The sequence below is a fragment of the Flavobacterium pygoscelis genome, assembly GCF_023162025.1.
GTDB lineage: Bacteria > Bacteroidota > Bacteroidia > Flavobacteriales > Flavobacteriaceae > Flavobacterium > Flavobacterium pygoscelis.
In genome coordinates this window covers 131886-150555 of sequence record NZ_JALNUB010000007.1, presented here as the reverse complement: position 1 = coordinate 150555, position 18670 = coordinate 131886, and the positions used below count along the sequence as shown (strand labels likewise).

The following is an 18670-nucleotide window of genomic DNA, read 5'->3' as shown; positions in this document are numbered from 1 at the left end:
GGTATTTCAAAAATAAAACACAAAAACATTAAAATAGAAACAATGGCAAATTATTTCAATTCATTACCACTTAGATTACAATTAGAACAATTAGGAGTTTGTGAATTCATGGATCAATCTGAATTTTCAAATGGAACTAAAGCATTACAAGGAAAAAAAATTGTAATAGTGGGTTGTGGAGCTCAAGGTTTAAACCAAGGATTAAACATGAGAGATTCAGGTTTAGATATTTCGTATGCTTTGCGTGCTGATGCAATTACTGAGAAAAGAGCTTCTTTTAAAAATGCTTCTGATAATGGATTTAAAGTGGCAACTTATCAAGAATTAATACCAACAGCTGACTTAGTTTGCAATCTTACTCCAGACAAACAACACACTTCTGTTGTGAATGCCATTATGCCATTGATGAAAAATGGTGCGACATTAGCCTATTCACACGGTTTTAATATTGTAGAAGAAGGAATGCAAATTCGCAAAGATATCACCGTAATAATGTGCGCGCCAAAATGTCCAGGATCAGAAGTGAGAGAGGAATACAAAAGAGGTTTTGGAGTACCAACATTAATCGCAGTTCACCCAGAAAATGATCCAAATGGTTTTGGTTTTGAACAAGCCAAAGCTTATGCAGTAGCGACTGGCGGACATAAAGCAGGAGTTTTAAATTCTTCTTTTGTTGCTGAAGTAAAATCAGATTTAATGGGAGAACAAACCATCCTTTGCGGAATGTTGCAAACAGGCTCAATATTATGTTTTGATAAAATGGTAGAAAAAGGAATCGAGCCTTCTTATGCTTCAAAATTGATTCAATATGGTTGGGAAACCATTACGGAAGCCTTAAAGCACGGCGGAATTACCAATATGATGGATCGTTTGTCAAATCCTTCAAAAATTGAAGCTTACCGATTAGCAGATGAATTAAAAGATATCTTGCGTCCTTTATTTCAAAAACACATGGATGACATCATTTCTGGTGAATTTTCTAAAAATATGATGATCGATTGGTCTAATGATGATGTCAATTTATTAAAATGGAGAGCTGCAACTGCAGAAACTAAATTTGAGAAAACCGCTCCAACAACAACGCCTATTTCTGAACAAGAGTATTTTGATAATGGCGTTTTGATGATTGCAATGGTTAAGGCAGGAGTAGAGTTAGCTTTTGAAACCATGACTGAAACTGGAATTATAGAGGAATCTGCTTATTATGAATCCTTACATGAATTGCCTTTGATTGCCAATACTGTGGCAAGAAAAAAATTATATGAAATGAATAGAATTATTTCGGATACAGCAGAATATGGTTGCTATTTATTTGATCATGCCTGCAAACCTTTATTAGCGGACTTTATGAAATCCATTGATACAAATGTGATTGGGAAACCTTTTTCTGACTCTAATGCAGTAGAAAACGCAGTTCTTATCGGCGTAAACAAAAGTATTCGTCAACATCCAATAGAAGAGGTTGGAGAATGGTTGAGAGAATCTATGACAGCAATGAAGAAAATAGGATAACTTTTAAAAAATTATATTTTACAATAAAAAAAATCGGGGATTAGCATTCTATGGATTAGTACTATGTTGAATTAGTTAAGGTATTAAATCTAAAAACAAATGGAAGGCTTGTACATCCACTTAACTTTAAATGAGGTTATAGTTAAGTGGATTAATCCCTATTCTTGAAATTATTTAGGATAAGTCTAAAGAATATTATCTTTAGTTATTAAAAATAATTAGCTGATTTAAATTTTGTTAAAGCAACTTTTGTCTTTACAATATAAGCATATAGAAACAAAACGAGAAAGAATTAAACTTTCTCGTTTTTTTATGCTTTCTTATTTGTTAGCAACTAAAAATCATCTAAATAGCTATTAAAAAACCCTGCTGATTTTGGTTGTATTTAGATTTGAATCATTATATATAATGGTGATAATTTTAAGAATAGCGCGAGATTTAATACTTTTATAAAAAATTTGAATATGAGCTACTACAAAATTGATAATCTAGAACAATATTTTAAACATTACAATAAATCAGTTCGTGAACCTAGAAAATTTTGGGGTAAAATAGCACAAGAAAATTTTACTTGGTACCAACAATGGGATAAAGTTGTTGAGTTTGATATGGCAGAAGCAGATATTAAGTGGTTTACTGAAGCAAAAGTAAATATTGTAAAAAACTGTATCGATAGACATTTAGCTAAAAGAGGAGACAAAACTGCAATTATTTTCGAACCCAACGATCCTTCAGAAACAGCATTACATATCACATATAATGAGTTGCACGAAAGAGTTTGTAAAATGGCAAATGTATTGCGTGAACAAGGCGTAAAAAAGGGAGATCGTGTGTGTATTTACTTGCCTATGATTCCTGAATTAGCTATTGCTACTTTAGCTTGTGCAAGAATTGGAGCCATACATTCGGTTGTTTTTGCGGGATTTTCCGCCTCAGCCGTTGCCAGCAGAATTAATGATAGTGAATGTAAAATAGTTATCACTTCTGATGGAGGATACAGAGGAAATAAAACAATAGATTTAAAAGGAATTATAGACGAAGCTTTAGACAAATGCAGCTGTGTTGAAAGTGTTTTAGTAGTCAAAAGAATTAATTCTGAGATAAATATGAAAGAAGGTCGTGACCAATGGTTGCAACCTCTTTTAGATGAAGCTAGTGATAATAATGTAGCAGAAATAATGGATGCAGAAGATCCTTTATTTATACTCTACACTTCTGGATCTACAGGAAAACCAAAAGGAATGGTTCATACTACTGCGGGTTATATGGTTTATACCGCATATACTTTCAAAAACGTATTTAACTACGAAGAAAATGATGTATTTTGGTGTACCGCAGATATTGGTTGGATCACCGGACATTCGTATATTTTATATGGACCATTATTAAATGGAGCTACAACTGTTATTTTTGAAGGTGTTCCTTCTTATCCAGATTTTAGTCGTTTTTGGGAAATTATCGAAAAACATAAAATAACACAATTTTATACCGCTCCAACTGCCATTCGCGCTTTGGCAAAAGAAAACTTAGAATATGTTCAAAAACATCCTCTAACTTCTTTAAAAGTAATTGGCTCCGTGGGAGAACCTATAAATGAAGAGGCATGGCATTGGTACAACGATCATGTAGGAAGTAAAAGATGCCCTTTAGTCGATACTTGGTGGCAAACTGAAACTGGAGGTATACTTATTTCTCCTATTGCTTTTGTCACTCCAACAAAGCCAACTTATGCTTCCTTACCATTGCCAGGAATTCAGCCCGTATTAATGGATGATAAACGAAATGAAATAGAAGGAAATCAAGTAAATGGTAGTCTTTGTATTAAATTTCCATGGCCAGGTATTGCACGAACAATTTGGGGAGATCATCAGCGGTATAAAGACACTTATTTTTCTGCTTTTCCAGGTAAATATTTTACTGGAGACGGCGCGCTTAGAGATGAAGTAGGTTATTATAGAATTACTGGTCGAGAAGATGATGTTGTTATTGTTTCTGGACACAATTTAGGAACAGCACCAATTGAAGATGCTATAAATGAACATCCTGCTGTTGCAGAATCTGCCATTGTAGGTTTTCCACATGATGTAAAAGGAAATGCATTATATGCTTTTGTAATTTTGAAAGAAGTTGGAGAATATCGAGTTCGAGAAAACTTAGTAAAAGAAATTAATCAATTGATTTCAGATCATATTGGCCCAATTGCTAAAATAGATAAAATTCAGTTTGTTACTGGCTTGCCAAAAACTAGATCTGGTAAAATTATGCGTAGAATATTGCGAAAAATAGCAGAAGGCGATTATTCGAATTTTGGTGATATTTCTACTTTGCTAAATCCTGAAATTGTTGAAGAAATAAAAGAAGGTAAAATCTAAATAAAATTTATATAATGAAAAGTAAGGTTAAGAATCTGTGATAAGATTTTTAGCCTTTTTTTTATCCGTTATCATGAATTTATAAATGAGATAAAACGAAGTAAAATGTAAGAGTCTGTCAAAAGTGTTTAAAATTACATTCTCAACAAAGTAAGTTCCTATCGCAGCAAATATATCATTAAATATTAACGCTATAGAGCCAAAAAAATAATAAAATGCTTTTTTATCCGCAAACTTTCCTAAATACAAAACTGCTGTAACACCAAGAAATACGGTCGCTATTGCATTAAAAACTAAAATAATATTGAGATATTCGTCACCAATTGCAGATATTAAAATATATAGAATAGCGCATAAAAAAACTACGTTGAGAGTTAAAATAAATAAAGTAAAAGCGCTTGGTGCAGTATCTATTTTTATTTTTTTTATTGATTTATAACCTAAATTTATTAAAGATAGATAACAAAAAAAAGAAGCTATTGAAGCCATTCTGAATAATTGTGCCGAATCTTCCCAAAATAAAAGCAACAATTCATTCAAATAAAATAAAACGACAAATAAATAATAATTAGGATTAAATTTATTGTAATTATTAACTAAAGCGTACAGTAGAAATGACGGGATTATAAGCGGTTTAATATAAATAATCAAATTTGGGTCAAAAAATATTCCGGCACAAAAATATATTCCCAAAAAAAATATTGGGATGATTAACAGTACATTTTTTATATTTTGAGTGTTCATTACCAAACAAATCTAATATTTTAATTTTTTATTACACAAACTAATCAAAATTTAATACGGTTTAGATGTTATTATTCCACTAAAATGCTAAATTTACCTGATATGGAACAAAAAAAAATAGTGATTGTTGGTGGAGGATTAGCGGGTTTAACAGCTGCTATACATTTATCTAAGATCGGAATGAAAGTTGTTTTATTCGAAAAAAATGAATACCCAAAACATAAGGTTTGTGGAGAATATATTTCTAATGAAGTAGTGTCTTATCTTAAATTTCTTGATTTAAATATCTCAAACCTAAATCCCACTAATATTACTCGTTTAGAGTTTTCTACTGTTTCTGGCAAAATAATTAAAAGTAAATTACCTCTTGGAGGTTTTGGAATTAGTCGTTACGTTTTAGATGAATATTTGTTCAAAAAAGCAATCGCTGTGGGCTGTGAAGTAATACAAGATACAGTAGAATCTATTGTTTACAAAGAGGATGAGTTTACAATAAACACTGCAAATAATACAGTTTTTAAATCAGAAATTGTAATAGGTGCTTTTGGCAAACGCTCCAACATAGATCAAAAATTAAATCGTAATTTCATTCAGAAAAAATCAGCTTGGTTGGCCGTAAAAGCACATTATTCTGGAAATTTTCCTGATGATTTGGTCGGTTTGCATAATTTTAGTGGTGGATATTGTGGCGTTTCTAAAGTAGAAAATAATAGTATAAACATTTGCTATTTAGCCGATTATGAAACTTTTAAAAAATATAAAAACATTGGTGATTATCAAGAGCAAGTAGTGAATAAAAACCCTCATTTGAAAGAAGTATTTAATCACAGTAAAATAATTTTTGAAAATCCTTTAACAATAAGTCAAATCTCATTTGATAAAAAGGAAAGTGTTGAAAATCACATTTTAATGATTGGTGATACTGCTGGTTTAATTCATCCTTTATGCGGAAACGGAATGGCTATGGCTATAAATAGTGCTAAAATTGTATCTGAGTTGGTAGGAAAATTTTACAGCACAGAAATTAAATCTAGAGAAGATTTAGAGAAAAGATACAAGAAAGAATGGGATTTAAATTTTAAAGGACGTCTTAAAACGGGACGATTATTATCTAATCTATTACAGAAGCCAAAACTATCTTCGTTGGCAATGCGTATATTAACTGTATTTCCGTTTATATTGCCTGTAATAATTAAAAAAACACACGGAAAACCAATTACTTTCAACTTATAAAATGGCATTAAATACAAAATATAGGACAGACGAACCTGAAATTATGGACGATTTTGCTATGGAAGGAGAAATCCTGCGTGACGCTTTAGACAAAATTGCTAAAATTAATCAGCTTTTAGGAGGAAACAAGTTAACTTTACAAGGAGTCCAAGATTTGCTTCCGGCTAATCCTAACGAAATAGTGATTGTAGATGTTGGTTGTGGTAATGGTGATATGCTGCGTACTTTAGCTGAATTTGGGTTAAAAAACAATTTAAAATTCAAATTAATTGGAATAGATGCTAATAATTTTACGGTATCACATGCAAAACAACTTTCAGAAAATTATCCTAATATTAGTTATTTATGCCAAGATATATTCAGTAAAGAATTCCTTGATGTAAAGTATGATATTATATTATGCACGTTAACATTACATCATTTTAAAGACGATGAAATTGTTTATTTGTTAAACACTTTTTATACAACTGCAACAATTGGTATTGTAATTAATGATTTACAACGAAGCGCAATTGCTTATCGTTTGTTTCAAGGGTTGTGCTTTGTTTTTCAATTGAATGCAATGTCTCGAGAAGATGGATTAGTTTCAATATTAAGAGGATTTAAAAAAGAAGAGCTAGTTGCTTTTTCTAAAAAATTAAACTTTAGTAAATATAAAATTCATTGGAGATGGGCTTTTAGATATCAATGGATAATTTCAAAAATATGAGTGTAAAAATAAAAACAGTAACAAAGCAGTTACCTAAATATTTCAGAAATACAACTGAAATAATCCCTTTTCTAGATGCTTGGTTAGTAGGTCAAGAGGATCGATTTATCAGAAAAGTAAAAAAAATTTTTGAAGGAGCCGCTGTAGATAAACGATATTCAATCATGGATCCTATCGAAGTTTTTACCAAAACTTCTTTTGAGGAAAGAAATGATATTTATGTTCGAGAGGTGATTGATCTAGGAGAAAAAGTTTTAGAAAAAGCTCTAGTCAAAGCTCAATGGAAACCAGAAGATTTAGACTATATTATTACAGTAAGTTGTACCGGGATTATGATTCCGTCCTTAGATGCTTATTTAATAAATAAACTAAAACTGAGACAAGATATTGTCAGACTTCCTGTTACCGAAATGGGTTGTGCTGCTGGAGTTTCTGGAATTATTTATGCCAAGAATTTCTTAAAAGCGAATCCAGGCAAAAGAGCGGCTGTTATTGCGGTCGAAAGTCCTACTGCAACTTTTCAATTGGATGATTTTTCGATGGCTAATATTGTAAGCGCTGCTATTTTTGGTGATGGCGCAGCTTGCGTATTACTTTCTTCTCATGAAGATGATGAAGGTCCCGAAGTGGTGGCCGAAGAAATGTACCATTTTTATGATAATATCGATATGATGGGTTTTAAACTTACTAATTCGGGCTTGCAAATGGTCTTAGATATTGAGGTTCCCGAAACTATATCGTCCCATTTTCCAAATATTATTAATCCTTTTTTAGAAAAAAATAATCTTAATATCGCTCAAATTGATCATTTAATTTTTCATCCTGGAGGAAAAAAAATTGTGCAAACCGTAGAAGCTTTATTTTCGGATATGGGAAAAAATATAAATGATACTAAAGAAGTTTTGCGATTATACGGAAATATGTCTAGCGCAACTGTTTTATATGTTTTAGAGCGAATTATGGATGATAATCCTAAAAAAGGCACAAAAGGCTTAATGTTGAGTTTTGGCCCTGGATTTTCGGCTCAAAGAGTATTGTTACAGTTTTAAAATTTATTATCTATTCAGAGATTATAAGCTAATGTCGATTATGAAATAATCAGTGAATTTATAATATAAAAAAATATTTCGTTAATGAAGTTTCAAGAAATTATATCAAAATTACCGTATTCTAAACCCTTTTTATTTGTAGATGAAATCATTCATATTGATGAAAAAGGAGTAGAAGGTACTTTTACTTTTGATGAAAATCTAGAATTTTATAAAGGTCATTTTAGAGAGTTTCCAATAACACCAGGAGTAATTTTGACGGAAACTATGGCTCAAATTGGCCTTGTATGTTTGGGTCTGTTTTTGTTAAATGATACATTTAGTAAAAATACATCAATTGCCTTAACATCAACAGAAATAGATTTTTTAAAAGGAGTTTATCCTAACGAAAAAGTAACTGTTTTTTCAGAGAAAATTTATTTTAGATTTGGAAAATTAAAATGCAAAGTTTGGATGAAAAACACAAAAGGAGAAGTAGTCTGCTCTGGAACAATTGCTGGAATGATCGTATAATTAGTTTACAGTTGTCACTGAAATTTGTATTCTTACTAAAATTGACTTTATAAATGAATAAAAGGGTAGTAATAACAGGACTTGGAATAGTGGCACCAAACGGAGTAGGGCTTGATGCATTTACTCATGCCATAAAAAATGGAATTTCAGGAATAAAACAAGATCCAGAATTAGAAAGATTGCAATTTTCATGTCAGATTTCCGGTAAACCTGAGATTTCTAACGAATTGTCACTGCGTTATTTTTCAGAGTTAGAACTTCGTAACTTTAATTCCTCTGGCATACTGTATGGCGTTATAGCAGGAATTGATGCATGGAAAGATGCAGGATTACCAGTAGAAAACAACCAAGATCCTGACTGGGATAGCGGAACTATTTTTGGTACAGGAACTTCTGGAATTGATAAATTTAGAGAAAGTATTTATAAAATTGATGACTTTCAAACCAGACGTTTGGGTAGCACTGCTGTGGCTCAAACCATGAATAGTGGCGTAAGCGCCTATTTAGGAGGTAAATTAGGTCTGGGAAATCAGGTAACTACCAATTCCTCAGCTTGCACTACAGGTACCGAAAGTATTTTAATGGCTTACGAGCGCATCAAACAAGGAAAAGCAAAGCGTATTTTGGCTGGAAGTACAAGTGATTCTGGACCTTATATATGGGGCGGTTTTGATGCCATGAGGGTTTGTACTTTTAAACACAATACCACACCTGAAGAAGGTTCAAGACCAATGAGTGCTAGCGCTTCTGGCTTTGTTCCAGGAAGTGGAGCAGGGGCTTTAGTAATAGAAGACCTCGAAACTGCTCTGGCTCGTGGGGCCAAGATTTATGCTGAAATTCTAGGAGGAAATGTAAATTCTGGAGGACAACGCGGTTTAGGAACTATGACAGCTCCAAATCCAATTGCTGTACAAAAATGTATTGTAAATGCAATTGCTGATGCGGGAATAAAACCAGAAGCTATTGATGTTATAAATGGTCACTTGACTGCCACATCAAAAGATAGTTTGGAAATCCAGAATTGGAGTGAAGCTTTGCAACGAAAAGGTTTAGATTTTCCTTACATAAATTCCTTAAAGTCAATGGTGGGACATTGTCTATCTGCAGCGGGAAGTATAGAAAGTGTTGCATCTGTATTGCAATTGTATCACGGTTTTATTTTTCCAAACATCAATTGTGAAGATTTACACCCAGAAATTAAGGCAGTTGTAGACGAGATTAAAATACCTAAAAAACTTATAAATCAAGATATAGATATAGTAGCTAAAGCTAGTTTTGGTTTTGGAGATGTGAATGGATGTTTGATTTTTAAAAAATTTAAAAACTAAATTGAAACAGTAAACAATTATTTTAGAGATTGGTTAAAAAATAATATAGTAGTATTAAATAGCAAATAAACATGGAGAAAGAAATTATAATTGAACAATTAAAAGAAATAATTAAACCATACGTTCAAGAAAAAGAAGCATTTGAAGCCTTAACAGAGCATACCGATTTTATCAATGATTTAAAAATAAATTCAGCTAATTTAGTTGATGTAATTTTAGATATTGAAGAAAAGTACGATATTGTTATTGATAACGAATCAATGGAAAGAATGCTGAATGTAAAAGCAGCAATCGAAATTATTTCTACTAAATTAGCAGATAAAATTTAGAAAATTTTTAAAAAAGATGATTGGAAATGACATTGTAGATTTGGCTTTAGCCCAAAAAGAAAGCAATTGGCAAAGAAAAGGTTTTTTAGATAAGATTTTTACCCAAAAAGAGCAATCTTTAATAAAGAATGCAATAAATCCCGAGCTAATGGTCTGGAATTTATGGACCAGAAAAGAAGCGGCTTATAAAATTTACAATAGAGAAACTGGAATTCGAGTTTATATACCTTTGCAACTCGAGTGTTTTTTTGAAACTGAAAATCAGGGAACAGTAGGTTGTAATGGATTTACTTATTACACACAAACGCAAATTTCAGAGGAGTTTATTTATACCATTGCGGTTACTAATAAACTCCATTTTGACCAAATTAATAAAATAAATTTTGAAACTAATATCCTTAAAAAGGATGGTATCCCATTTATATCCAAAACTTCATCCAAATTAGTAAAACCAGTTTCAATAACAAATCATGGGCGTTTCTGGGAAGGAATCGTATTGTAAAGTAGTATGTTTTAGTATTATTTTATTCCCAATCTTGATTTTAGTTTTAAGAAAAGCAAAGCTGTTCTATAAGCATTTTCTGCAGCAGAATTTTTTTCATTTATGGGTATATGATAAAATGTTGAAAGTTCATCAAGTGAAAATTCTTTATCATTAATATCGTTTAATTTGCAATGCATTACATCAATATCCAAAGCCTCATTTCGCAATCTACCACAATCTAGGCGATCTAAAGCATGGTTTATCATTTCTACATGAGAATTAATATGGTGACCAACCAAAACGGAATTGCCAACAAAATTGATAAATGACTGAATAGCTTCTGGTTCAGATAATTTTAAAATTTTATTTTCTAATAGAAATTCATCTGCTAAATGATTATCATGATAAAATTGATATTGCAGTAAAACAGCTTCAAAACTGTCGCCAATATAAATACTATCCTCTACAACAGAAAAAGCAGCGATCGATAATAGAACATCTTTCTCCGGATTGGAGCCAGAACTTTCTGTTGATAATATAACATAACGCGAAGATTTTTCTTCGAATTTTGAAACATAATTTTTCCAAAATTCGGGATGTTCTTTATTAATGTTTTTTAACCATTCTAACATAATTATGAAAATTGAGTAAGTTGAAATTTACTTTTTATTAGTTCTTCTAATTCACGCATTGGTAACAAAGCATTTTTTAATTTATCACGATCTATTTTAGTTAGTTCATCAAGATTTATAAATTCACCTGAATTATCATTTTTTAAACCTTCTAATGTTCTAAATTTAGAAAGAGTTAGAAAAGCTTCGGCACAGTTTAGATAAATTTCGGAATGTTTTGGGTCGGTTATAGCAAATTGTTTAAACCTATGGTGTGTATTATTAATTCCTCTTATTTCAAAATTTAAAGCTAATAAACGAGCACCATCAATCAACGGCATTAAAGCTCGAGTTTTAATATCAAATTTATTCTTGTTTGGTCCTTCGTCTTCAACATTAAAATTTTTGAAAAAACTTAAAGGTGAATTTTTTCGTAAGGCATCATTGCCCAGAAAATCAAAAAACAAACTGTTGTTTTTTACATTTTTGAAAACTACGTCACTAATAGCATCTTCTATTTTTTGTTCTCCAAATGCAATTTCATAATCAAAGAAAATACTACTAATATTAGCACTATTTTCACCTGGATCTTTCATCCAATTGTCATATTGCTTGATCCAGTCTGTTAGTGATTTACACCAAAGCATATTGCTTGCCATATGCCCGTTGGGACATAATTCATAACCAATTTTTTCAAGTGTTCCAGTTGTTCTTTTGGCTAACTTAAAAAAATAATCTTTAACATCTCTATATTTATCTGGTGCTACATCTTCAAAAATTAAAATACTATCTTGATCCGTCAATAATAATTGTTCTTTTCTGCCTTGGCTACCAATACTTAACCAAGCAAAACGAGCAGGAGGAGAGCCCAAATCTAAAATTGATAATTCTACAGAGCGCTTTATAATCGCTAAATTAATTTCACTAGCGATATTAAATATATGAGAAACAGGAATATTTTTTGTTATTGAGGTCTGAATTAAATCGGACAAACGATCGCGAATTTGTTTTAGTTCTTTTGCAGACTGAGAGCGTTTTATTTCTTTTATCAAAACTCCAGGATTACTCGCTTGCGCAATAATCAAGTCATTTTCGCTAATAATTCCTTTTATGGTAGATTTATCTGTTCCATCTTGAGTTACACACAAATGAGTAACATTGTATTTTAGCATTAGTAATTGTGCCTCTGCTAAAGAAACATTTTCCATTACCGTTATAACTGGAGAAGACATTATTCTTTCAACTGCTATGGTTATGGGAAATCGACCCGTAGCAATTTTAGAGCGCATATCCGTGTCCGTTACAATACCTAAAGGCATGTTATTATTGCATACAAGAGCATTATTCTTTAAACTTTCGTTCATTAATTGAGCTACATCTTGCACAATTGCATTAGGATTTACTTTTATAGGTGAAGTATTGTAAGACAAAGACTGAAAATATTGCATTTCAGACTTTTCTCCTGCGTAAAAAACGTTATCAGAAATTAACTTTCCTATTAAATTCTCTTTGTCTTTATAATTTCTAGTATTTACGGCAAAGCTTTCTAAAAGATAGTTAAGAACTTCAGCATTATTAGCCACAAAAGGACGAAAAGTAGAGATAGGAATCGCATATACCAGACTTTCTTCTCTGGCTTTAGCGGTCATCATATAATTATTTTTTGCAAAAAAGGGACGAATACCAAAAATATCTCCTTCAATACATTTGTTTAGCAGTGTTTCCTCAGCATCAGCAATAACAGATAATGTAACCACACCTGAAGCTACAACATAAAAACTGTCATGTAGTAAATCATTAACTTGAAATAATACTTTGTTTTTTTCTAAATTTACGACACGTATGCTAGTAGCAATTATAGATAATTCCTCAAAAGTCAAATGATTGAAAGGTGCGTATTCCTTTAAAAAATCAGCAATATGTTCAGCAATTGTATTCATAATTATAAAGATAAAAACGTATTTGAATGTAAAATTACTGAAATTAAAAATCATATCACAACCATAACACTACCAAAACTTTTTAATTATACAATGCATAATTTTTTCATAAAATAAATATGATTTTTATACTTTTTAATCTACTTGTCATACATTTATTCATTAATCTAAAACATTTTAAATCATGAAGTTATTAAGAAAAATACTTTTCCCGTTTATTACATTATTAGTAGTCAACTTTACAAATGCACAAGAAAAACCGGCTAGTAGTAAAGAAATGGCTACAGGAAAAATTAATGGAGCAACAATTACTATTAATTATAGTAGTCCATCGGTAAAAGAAAGAAAAATTTGGGGTGAATTAGTTCCATTTAACGAAGTATGGCGTGCTGGAGCAAATGAAGCAACTACTTTTGAAACTTCAAAAGATATAACTGTTGGAGGATCAAAATTACCAGCTGGAAAATATTCTTTCTTTGTAATACCTAAAGAAAAAGAATGTATTGTAATTTTTAATAAAGAAGCAAAACAATGGGGATCTTCAAAATACAATGAAAAAGAAGATCAATTGAGAGTAACTGTTAAACAACAAGCTTCAAAATCATCAACAGAAAAATTAGTTTACACTGTTGCTAATAATAAAGTGGTATTGAGTTGGGAAAAGTGGAATATACCAATGAGTATAAAATAATAATTGTTACAAAAACATGAAAGCATTACTGAAAGGTGATGCTTTTTTTATTTAAAAGCTTTGTGAGTTTATTATTTTGTAATAAAGTCTATTTTACATAATATAAATTATAGTTCATTTGTAAATTATACTGTTTTTATCCTTAAAAGGATATTTTACATTGATTGATAACAATTTAACTATGTACTCTTTAAGTTGGATAATATCAAATGTGTTGTAGGTTCTCCATAAATTAAAAGCCTGTCTATAAATTGTTGTAAATGCAATTGATCTGTTAAAATTACTTTCATAAATATATTATGAGTTCCAGTAATCCGATGTATTTCTGTTATTTCTGGAAACTCTTTGAGTTGTTCGCTAAAAAGAATTAAATTACCACTAAACAATTTGAACATAATAAAAACTTCAAGACCAAAACCAAGCTTTTTAGTATTCAGTTCTACACTATAACCTTTGATAACTTCCATATCTTCGAGCTTTTGAATGCGTTCTCGAACACTTGATGGCGAAAGACCAATTTGTTTTCCAATGTCAACAAATGAAACTCTAGCATTAACTTTTAGTTTTTCTATTATTTTTAAATCGATTGCATCTACCATAAAAAAATCTTTTAAGTTAGTAAAATTACCTTTTTTTTATGGTAAAATACTATAAAATCCATTGATAAAATTTCAGTAAAATTAGTTGTTGATTTACTTTTGCATCATGGATACTCTATTATTATTACTATCAATTGGAATTTTTTTAGGATTTCTTATACAAACAATTACTGGTTTTGCTGGGGCTTTAGTAGCACTTCCTATTTTACTTTTGGTAATGCCGTTGACTGAGGCTGTTTGTTACATATCTATTTTTTACTCCATTGCTTCTCCTATTTATTTTTACAAGGAATGGAAAAATATGGATAAAATCTTGCTTAGAAAATTAGCAATAACTTCTTTAATTGGAATTCTAATCGGTTCAATAGTTTTAATATATGGTCAGCCAACTCTACTAAAAAAAGCACTTGGCATTTTTATCATTCTATTTGTTTTGAATAGTATTTTAAATAAAAATAATTGGAAATTTGGTAGTAAATTAGAATTCATTTTAGGTCTTTTTGGAGGTTTCTTTTCGGGTGTTTTTTCTACGGGAGGACCTTTATATGCAGTAATTATTAAAAACGAAACTAGTGATGTCAGGGTTTTTAGGGCAACCATGTTCGGAATCTTGGGATTGGTATCTATGATGCGAATATCTGTTTTAGTTTTCGAGGGAGTTTTTACAACTATTGAGCTTTATAATTCTTTATATGTTTTACCATTTTTTATACTTGCATTGGTTTTAGGTAAAATAGTTTTTTTAAAATTGGACGAGGAATTTTTGAAAAAATTAATTCTGACATTACTTCTAGTTTCTGGATTAGTATTACTTTTCAAAAATTAGCATCTGTCCTACATTTCATCTTACTGCTCGTTAATTTTCAGTAAAGCATTTATTTCATTTACCTTTGCAAAAAATTAAATTAGCTATTTTGAAGACTGATACTGTAATGACAAAGAAAAAATACTTTCAATTAATTTTGATATTAGGATCCTTAACCGCTTTAGGGCCTTTCTCTATTGATATGTATTTACCAGGTTTTTCTGGAATAGCAAAAGATTTGAATACAACGGTAGCCAATGTTTCGATGACCTTATCCAGTTACTTTATTGGTATATCTGCAGGGCAACTCCTTTATGGTCCATTACTGGATCGTTTTGGAAGAAAAAAACCATTATTTATAGGGCTTTTGGTTTATATAGCCGCTTCATTAGGTTGTGTTTTCGTTACGAATATCGATACATTTATTGGTTTGCGATTCATTCAAGCTGTTGGTAGTTGTGCCGCAACCGTAGCTTCTGTATCTATGGTTCGTGATTTGTTTCCTGTAAAAGATATTCCCAAAGTGTTTTCGTTATTAATGCTGGTTGTAGGTCTTTCGCCCATGTTAGCACCAACAATTGGAGGTTATGTTACTGCTGATTATGGTTGGCACACCGTGTTTTTTATATTGATGTGTATGGGAATTGTAATTTTGATCGCAGCACAATTAGTTTTGCCAAACACTTATTTACCAGATACTTCAATCTCTTTAAAACCAAAAGCAATAATTACAAATTTTATAACTATACTAAAAGAACCTCAATTTTATACGTATGCTTTTGCGGGTGCAATTGCATTTTCTGGTTTGTTTACTTATGTAGCGGCCTCTCCTATCCTATTTATGGATATTTTTGAGGTTGATGCTAAAACCTATGGTTGGATTTTTGCTTTTATGTCTCTCAGTTTTATTAGTGCTAGCCAACTCAATTCTTTGCTTTTGCGAAAATTTAATAGTGAACAAATGATTTTTGGGGCATTAATTTCTCAATCAATTATTGCGATATTATTCCTTATTTTGGTAATTAATAATGTTTTAGGATTATATGGAACGATTGCCATGTTGTTTTTATTTCTGGCTTGTTTAGGAATTTCTAATCCAAATACAGCGGGATTAACTCTTGCTCCTTTTGCGAGAAATGCCGGAAGTGCTTCTGCATTAATGGGCGCTATACAATTGGGTTTAGGAGCATTTGTCTCGTTTTTAGTTGGAGTTTTTGTACATAATTCAGTAGTGCCAATGGTTGCCATTATGACTGTAACTACACTTCTAGCATTAGTGATTTTGATTGTTGGTAAAAGAAAAATAAAAAAAACGATTACGACTTCTGCTGATGAAGAAATTGTAATCGTTCCTTAAATTAAATGTGTTTCATTACTTCTTTCTCTGAAGAAGTAAGTTCAAATTGATTCATTCCGAAATCATCATGCATTTTATTAGGAAGTGTTTTTTCTTCAATTTTTTGCATGATGTTAGGATGTACATAATACGATCTACAAACTGTAGGAGTATTACCTAATTCATCTGCTACCATTCGAATTAGTGTATTACTAAATTTTTTCTTTTTCGTATCACCAATGGCTTCTAGTGCATAAGGATAGAGCTCAACTGCTAAACGGCTTGCTACCCAAGTTCTAAAATCTTTACTGCTAAATCCTTTTCCCATGTGAGTCCGAATGTATTCATTTACATCTTCGCTATCCACTGCATGAAAATTACCCTCTTCATCTTTGTATCTAAAAATTTCATAACCTGGTAATTCAGATGATTTTTTTATCAATTTAGCTAATTGGGCATCATCAACTTCAACGTGTCTCATTTGATTGCTTTTACCTTTATACTCAAATACAACATGGTTTTTATCAAATGTAATGTGTTTTCTTCGCAAGGTTGTTAATCCGAAAGTTCCATTTTGATTGGCATATTGTTTGTTTCCAATTCGAATACCGGTTTCGTCAAGTAACAAGATTATTAAAGCTAATATTTTGTCTTTAGTCCATTCTTTTATGGCAATATCTTCTAAAACCTTTTTTCGAAATTTTGTCAGTGCTTTACCAAAACTTTTCATTTTAGCAAACTTCTCTTCTTGTTTTGCTTTTTCAAAAGTAGTATGATAAATGTACTGCTTTCTTCCTTTGGCATCTCTGCCAATGGCTTGAATGTGTCCATCATCCCATTTGCAGATGTAAACATCACTCCACATTGGCGGAATAATCAACCTACGAAACCTACTCAATAAAATTGTATCTGTGATTTTATTTCCTTCTTCATCAAAATATTGATATCCTTTTCCTTTTTTTCGCTTGTGAATTGACATGGCTTCATCGCCAACATGTTTGATCTCTTTGGTGGTTTCTTTAACTTTCATAATTCATTAAAATTTAATGTATTAAAGATAAATTAAAAGTATTTTTTTGCGTTTTAAAATTTTATTAGAATGTTACATAATTGTCATAATGTTTTAAAATAATTACTGTTTTTATTCTAAAGGAAAAATCATTCTTCAATATTTTCAAGCTAATAAAATATATTTTAAATTTTTCATAATTGTTTTTGATCCTTTAAATATTAAACAATTTAAGAATTAATACCTATATTTTAATGTGGCTTTATTGAATTTTAGGAGTAATGATTATAGAATTTTGATCATACAATTTTAATTTTTTATTTTGGGTTAAAAGTTTGCGGGATCTTATTGTTTAGAGTTTCTCTATCAAAAGTTAGAGAAATTATTTCCCATTTCTCGTTAGAATAAAAAAGTTGAATGCTATTTATACCACGTCTCTTAACTTTTCCATTTTTTTCTAATCTTGTTTCGTACGTACTCCATACATGAGCAATATTGCCAAATATTTTTACTTCTCTATTGATTTCATTTTCATAAAATGCAGTCTCTAAAACCATATTTTCTGTTTCTTTATGAAAATCTTTCAAGGATAAAGTAACTTGTTTCAAATCACCAGATTCATTTGATAAATAAGTATAAGTTGCTTTGGGATTGTGAATGAATTCATCTCTTTCCCATTGTCTTTTTTCTCCAGCTTCACCCGAAACAACCTCATAAAATGCTTTAATTAAACCATTTATTGAAGATACATCCTCAATAAACGGATTGTTTTTTTTAACAGCAGGATTCTTTGAATTTTTATTTTGTGTTTCCATATAGTATGTTTTAAATTTATATTTTAATTATCTTCAAAACAAAACAACAGAGTTTATTGATGAATAAAAAAATATTTATTTAAGTGTACTATTTTCTTATGTAATGGCATTACATTCTTATTTACTACTTATAATATCAATTTATTTAGAGTGTTATTTAAACATTCTCGATAACCTTTTGCTACTGAAATCTTATTTCCTTTTAACATTAAATGATTATCCTCGAAAAAATCAATATTTGTTAGATTAACGATGTAGGAATTATGAACTCTCATAAATTCACTTGGCAATTTCTCCATCAAATCTTTAAGAGAATTATAATAAATATATTTTTTATTTTCAAGCATTAAAATTTCAACATAATTACCTAACCCCTTTATTAATATTATTTCATTAAAATTTATCTTAAGTAATTTTCTATCTGTTTTTATGAAAGTAAAATTATTCTTCATTTGCTTGTTTTTAAGTCGTTAAATTAAAATTATTTTAATCTAATAGTTTTTTGCTTTTCAGTTTTTATTAAATATATAAAAATTCAGTTCTTTTATTCATAAAAGTTTACTTTTTAATTTAATAAGAATAAAAAAACCA

The 18670-nt window shown here is 30.4% G+C and carries 19 protein-coding genes; 12 read left to right on the top strand and 7 right to left on the bottom strand.

Annotated features, from left to right (window positions below; translation table 11 throughout):
* Positions 1-42 precede the first annotated feature (42 nt).
* Both ilvC and acs read left to right on the top strand, forming a co-directional pair.
* Positions 43-1512 carry a ketol-acid reductoisomerase gene (ilvC, locus tag MW871_RS12415; protein ID WP_248428869.1) on the top strand — a complete coding sequence of 490 codons (1470 nt, stop codon included), beginning with the start codon at positions 43-45 and terminating at the stop codon, positions 1510-1512.
* Positions 1513-1976: 464 nt separating this feature from the next.
* The gene (gene acs / locus MW871_RS12410; protein WP_188050949.1) at positions 1977-3884 is read left to right on the top strand and encodes an acetate--CoA ligase; all 1908 of its coding nucleotides are present in this window, start codon (positions 1977-1979) and stop codon (positions 3882-3884) included.
* Between the two features lie 27 nt (positions 3885-3911).
* On the opposite strand, the gene MW871_RS12405 is transcribed toward acs, so the two are convergent.
* Complete coding sequence (locus MW871_RS12405; protein ID WP_248428868.1) at positions 3912-4628, bottom strand: hypothetical protein; 717 nt, start codon at positions 4626-4628, stop codon at positions 3912-3914.
* A gap of 54 nt (positions 4629-4682) precedes the next feature.
* Here MW871_RS12405 and MW871_RS12400 point away from each other — a divergent pair, with 54 nt between their 5' ends.
* The 7 genes from MW871_RS12400 (at position 4683) to MW871_RS12370 (ending at position 10291) form a co-directional block, all read left to right on the top strand.
* Complete coding sequence (locus MW871_RS12400; protein WP_345799463.1) at positions 4683-5861, top strand: NAD(P)/FAD-dependent oxidoreductase; 1179 nt, start codon at positions 4683-4685, stop codon at positions 5859-5861.
* 1 nt (position 5862) lies between these two features.
* The gene (locus MW871_RS12395; protein WP_248428866.1) at positions 5863-6570 is read left to right on the top strand and encodes a methyltransferase domain-containing protein; all 708 of its coding nucleotides are present in this window, start codon (positions 5863-5865) and stop codon (positions 6568-6570) included.
* The gene (locus tag MW871_RS12390; protein ID WP_248428865.1) at positions 6567-7619 is read left to right on the top strand and encodes a type III polyketide synthase; all 1053 of its coding nucleotides are present in this window, start codon (positions 6567-6569) and stop codon (positions 7617-7619) included. Before MW871_RS12395 ends, MW871_RS12390 begins: the two co-directional genes overlap by 4 nt.
* An 84-nt stretch (positions 7620-7703) precedes the next feature.
* Positions 7704-8132 (top strand): 3-hydroxyacyl-ACP dehydratase FabZ family protein, encoded by a 429-nt coding sequence (locus MW871_RS12385; protein WP_188050954.1) that lies wholly within the window; start codon positions 7704-7706, stop codon positions 8130-8132.
* A gap of 53 nt (positions 8133-8185) precedes the next feature.
* Positions 8186-9460, top strand: a complete 1275-nt coding sequence (locus tag MW871_RS12380) for a beta-ketoacyl-[acyl-carrier-protein] synthase family protein (protein WP_248428863.1) — start codon at positions 8186-8188, stop codon at positions 9458-9460.
* Between the two features lie 71 nt (positions 9461-9531).
* Positions 9532-9789 carry an acyl carrier protein gene (locus MW871_RS12375; protein ID WP_210646522.1) on the top strand — a complete coding sequence of 86 codons (258 nt, stop codon included), beginning with the start codon at positions 9532-9534 and terminating at the stop codon, positions 9787-9789.
* 16 nt (positions 9790-9805) lie between these two features.
* Positions 9806-10291 carry a 4'-phosphopantetheinyl transferase family protein gene (locus tag MW871_RS12370; RefSeq protein ID WP_248428861.1) on the top strand — a complete coding sequence of 162 codons (486 nt, stop codon included), beginning with the start codon at positions 9806-9808 and terminating at the stop codon, positions 10289-10291.
* A gap of 17 nt (positions 10292-10308) precedes the next feature.
* Here the strand turns inward: MW871_RS12370 and MW871_RS12365 are convergent, their stop codons facing one another.
* The gene (locus tag MW871_RS12365; RefSeq protein WP_248428859.1) at positions 10309-10905 is read right to left on the bottom strand and encodes a 3'-5' exonuclease; all 597 of its coding nucleotides are present in this window, start codon (positions 10903-10905) and stop codon (positions 10309-10311) included.
* Between the two features lie 2 nt (positions 10906-10907).
* Positions 10908-12824 (bottom strand): DUF294 nucleotidyltransferase-like domain-containing protein, encoded by a 1917-nt coding sequence (locus MW871_RS12360; protein ID WP_248428858.1) that lies wholly within the window; start codon positions 12822-12824, stop codon positions 10908-10910.
* A 184-nt stretch (positions 12825-13008) separates the two neighbouring features.
* Here MW871_RS12360 and MW871_RS12355 point away from each other — a divergent pair, with 184 nt between their 5' ends.
* Positions 13009-13515: a DUF2911 domain-containing protein gene (locus MW871_RS12355; RefSeq protein WP_248428856.1), complete on the top strand. Its 507-nt coding sequence runs from the start codon at positions 13009-13011 to the stop codon at positions 13513-13515.
* Between the two features lie 179 nt (positions 13516-13694).
* Here the strand turns inward: MW871_RS12355 and MW871_RS12350 are convergent, their stop codons facing one another.
* On the bottom strand, positions 13695-14114 hold the full coding sequence (locus MW871_RS12350) for an Lrp/AsnC family transcriptional regulator (RefSeq protein ID WP_210646527.1): 420 nt from the start codon (positions 14112-14114) through the stop codon (positions 13695-13697).
* A 106-nt stretch (positions 14115-14220) separates the two neighbouring features.
* On the opposite strand from MW871_RS12350, the gene MW871_RS12345 reads away from it, so the two are divergent.
* Both MW871_RS12345 and MW871_RS12340 read left to right on the top strand, forming a co-directional pair.
* Positions 14221-14940 (top strand): sulfite exporter TauE/SafE family protein, encoded by a 720-nt coding sequence (locus MW871_RS12345; protein WP_248428854.1) that lies wholly within the window; start codon positions 14221-14223, stop codon positions 14938-14940.
* A gap of 106 nt (positions 14941-15046) precedes the next feature.
* The gene (locus MW871_RS12340; RefSeq protein WP_188051076.1) at positions 15047-16276 is read left to right on the top strand and encodes a multidrug effflux MFS transporter; all 1230 of its coding nucleotides are present in this window, start codon (positions 15047-15049) and stop codon (positions 16274-16276) included.
* A 1-nt stretch (position 16277) separates the two neighbouring features.
* On the opposite strand, the gene MW871_RS12335 is transcribed toward MW871_RS12340, so the two are convergent.
* From MW871_RS12335 to MW871_RS12325, 3 genes are all read right to left on the bottom strand, one after another.
* Complete coding sequence (locus tag MW871_RS12335) at positions 16278-17285, bottom strand: DNA topoisomerase IB (RefSeq protein WP_248428852.1); 1008 nt, start codon at positions 17283-17285, stop codon at positions 16278-16280.
* Positions 17286-17581: 296 nt separating this feature from the next.
* Positions 17582-18079, bottom strand: coding sequence for a hypothetical protein (locus MW871_RS12330; RefSeq protein WP_248428850.1), 498 nt, complete (start codon positions 18077-18079; stop codon positions 17582-17584).
* Positions 18080-18207: 128 nt separating this feature from the next.
* On the bottom strand, positions 18208-18531 hold the full coding sequence (locus tag MW871_RS12325; protein ID WP_248428848.1) for a LytR/AlgR family response regulator transcription factor: 324 nt from the start codon (positions 18529-18531) through the stop codon (positions 18208-18210).
* Between the last annotated feature and the right edge of the window lie 139 nt (positions 18532-18670).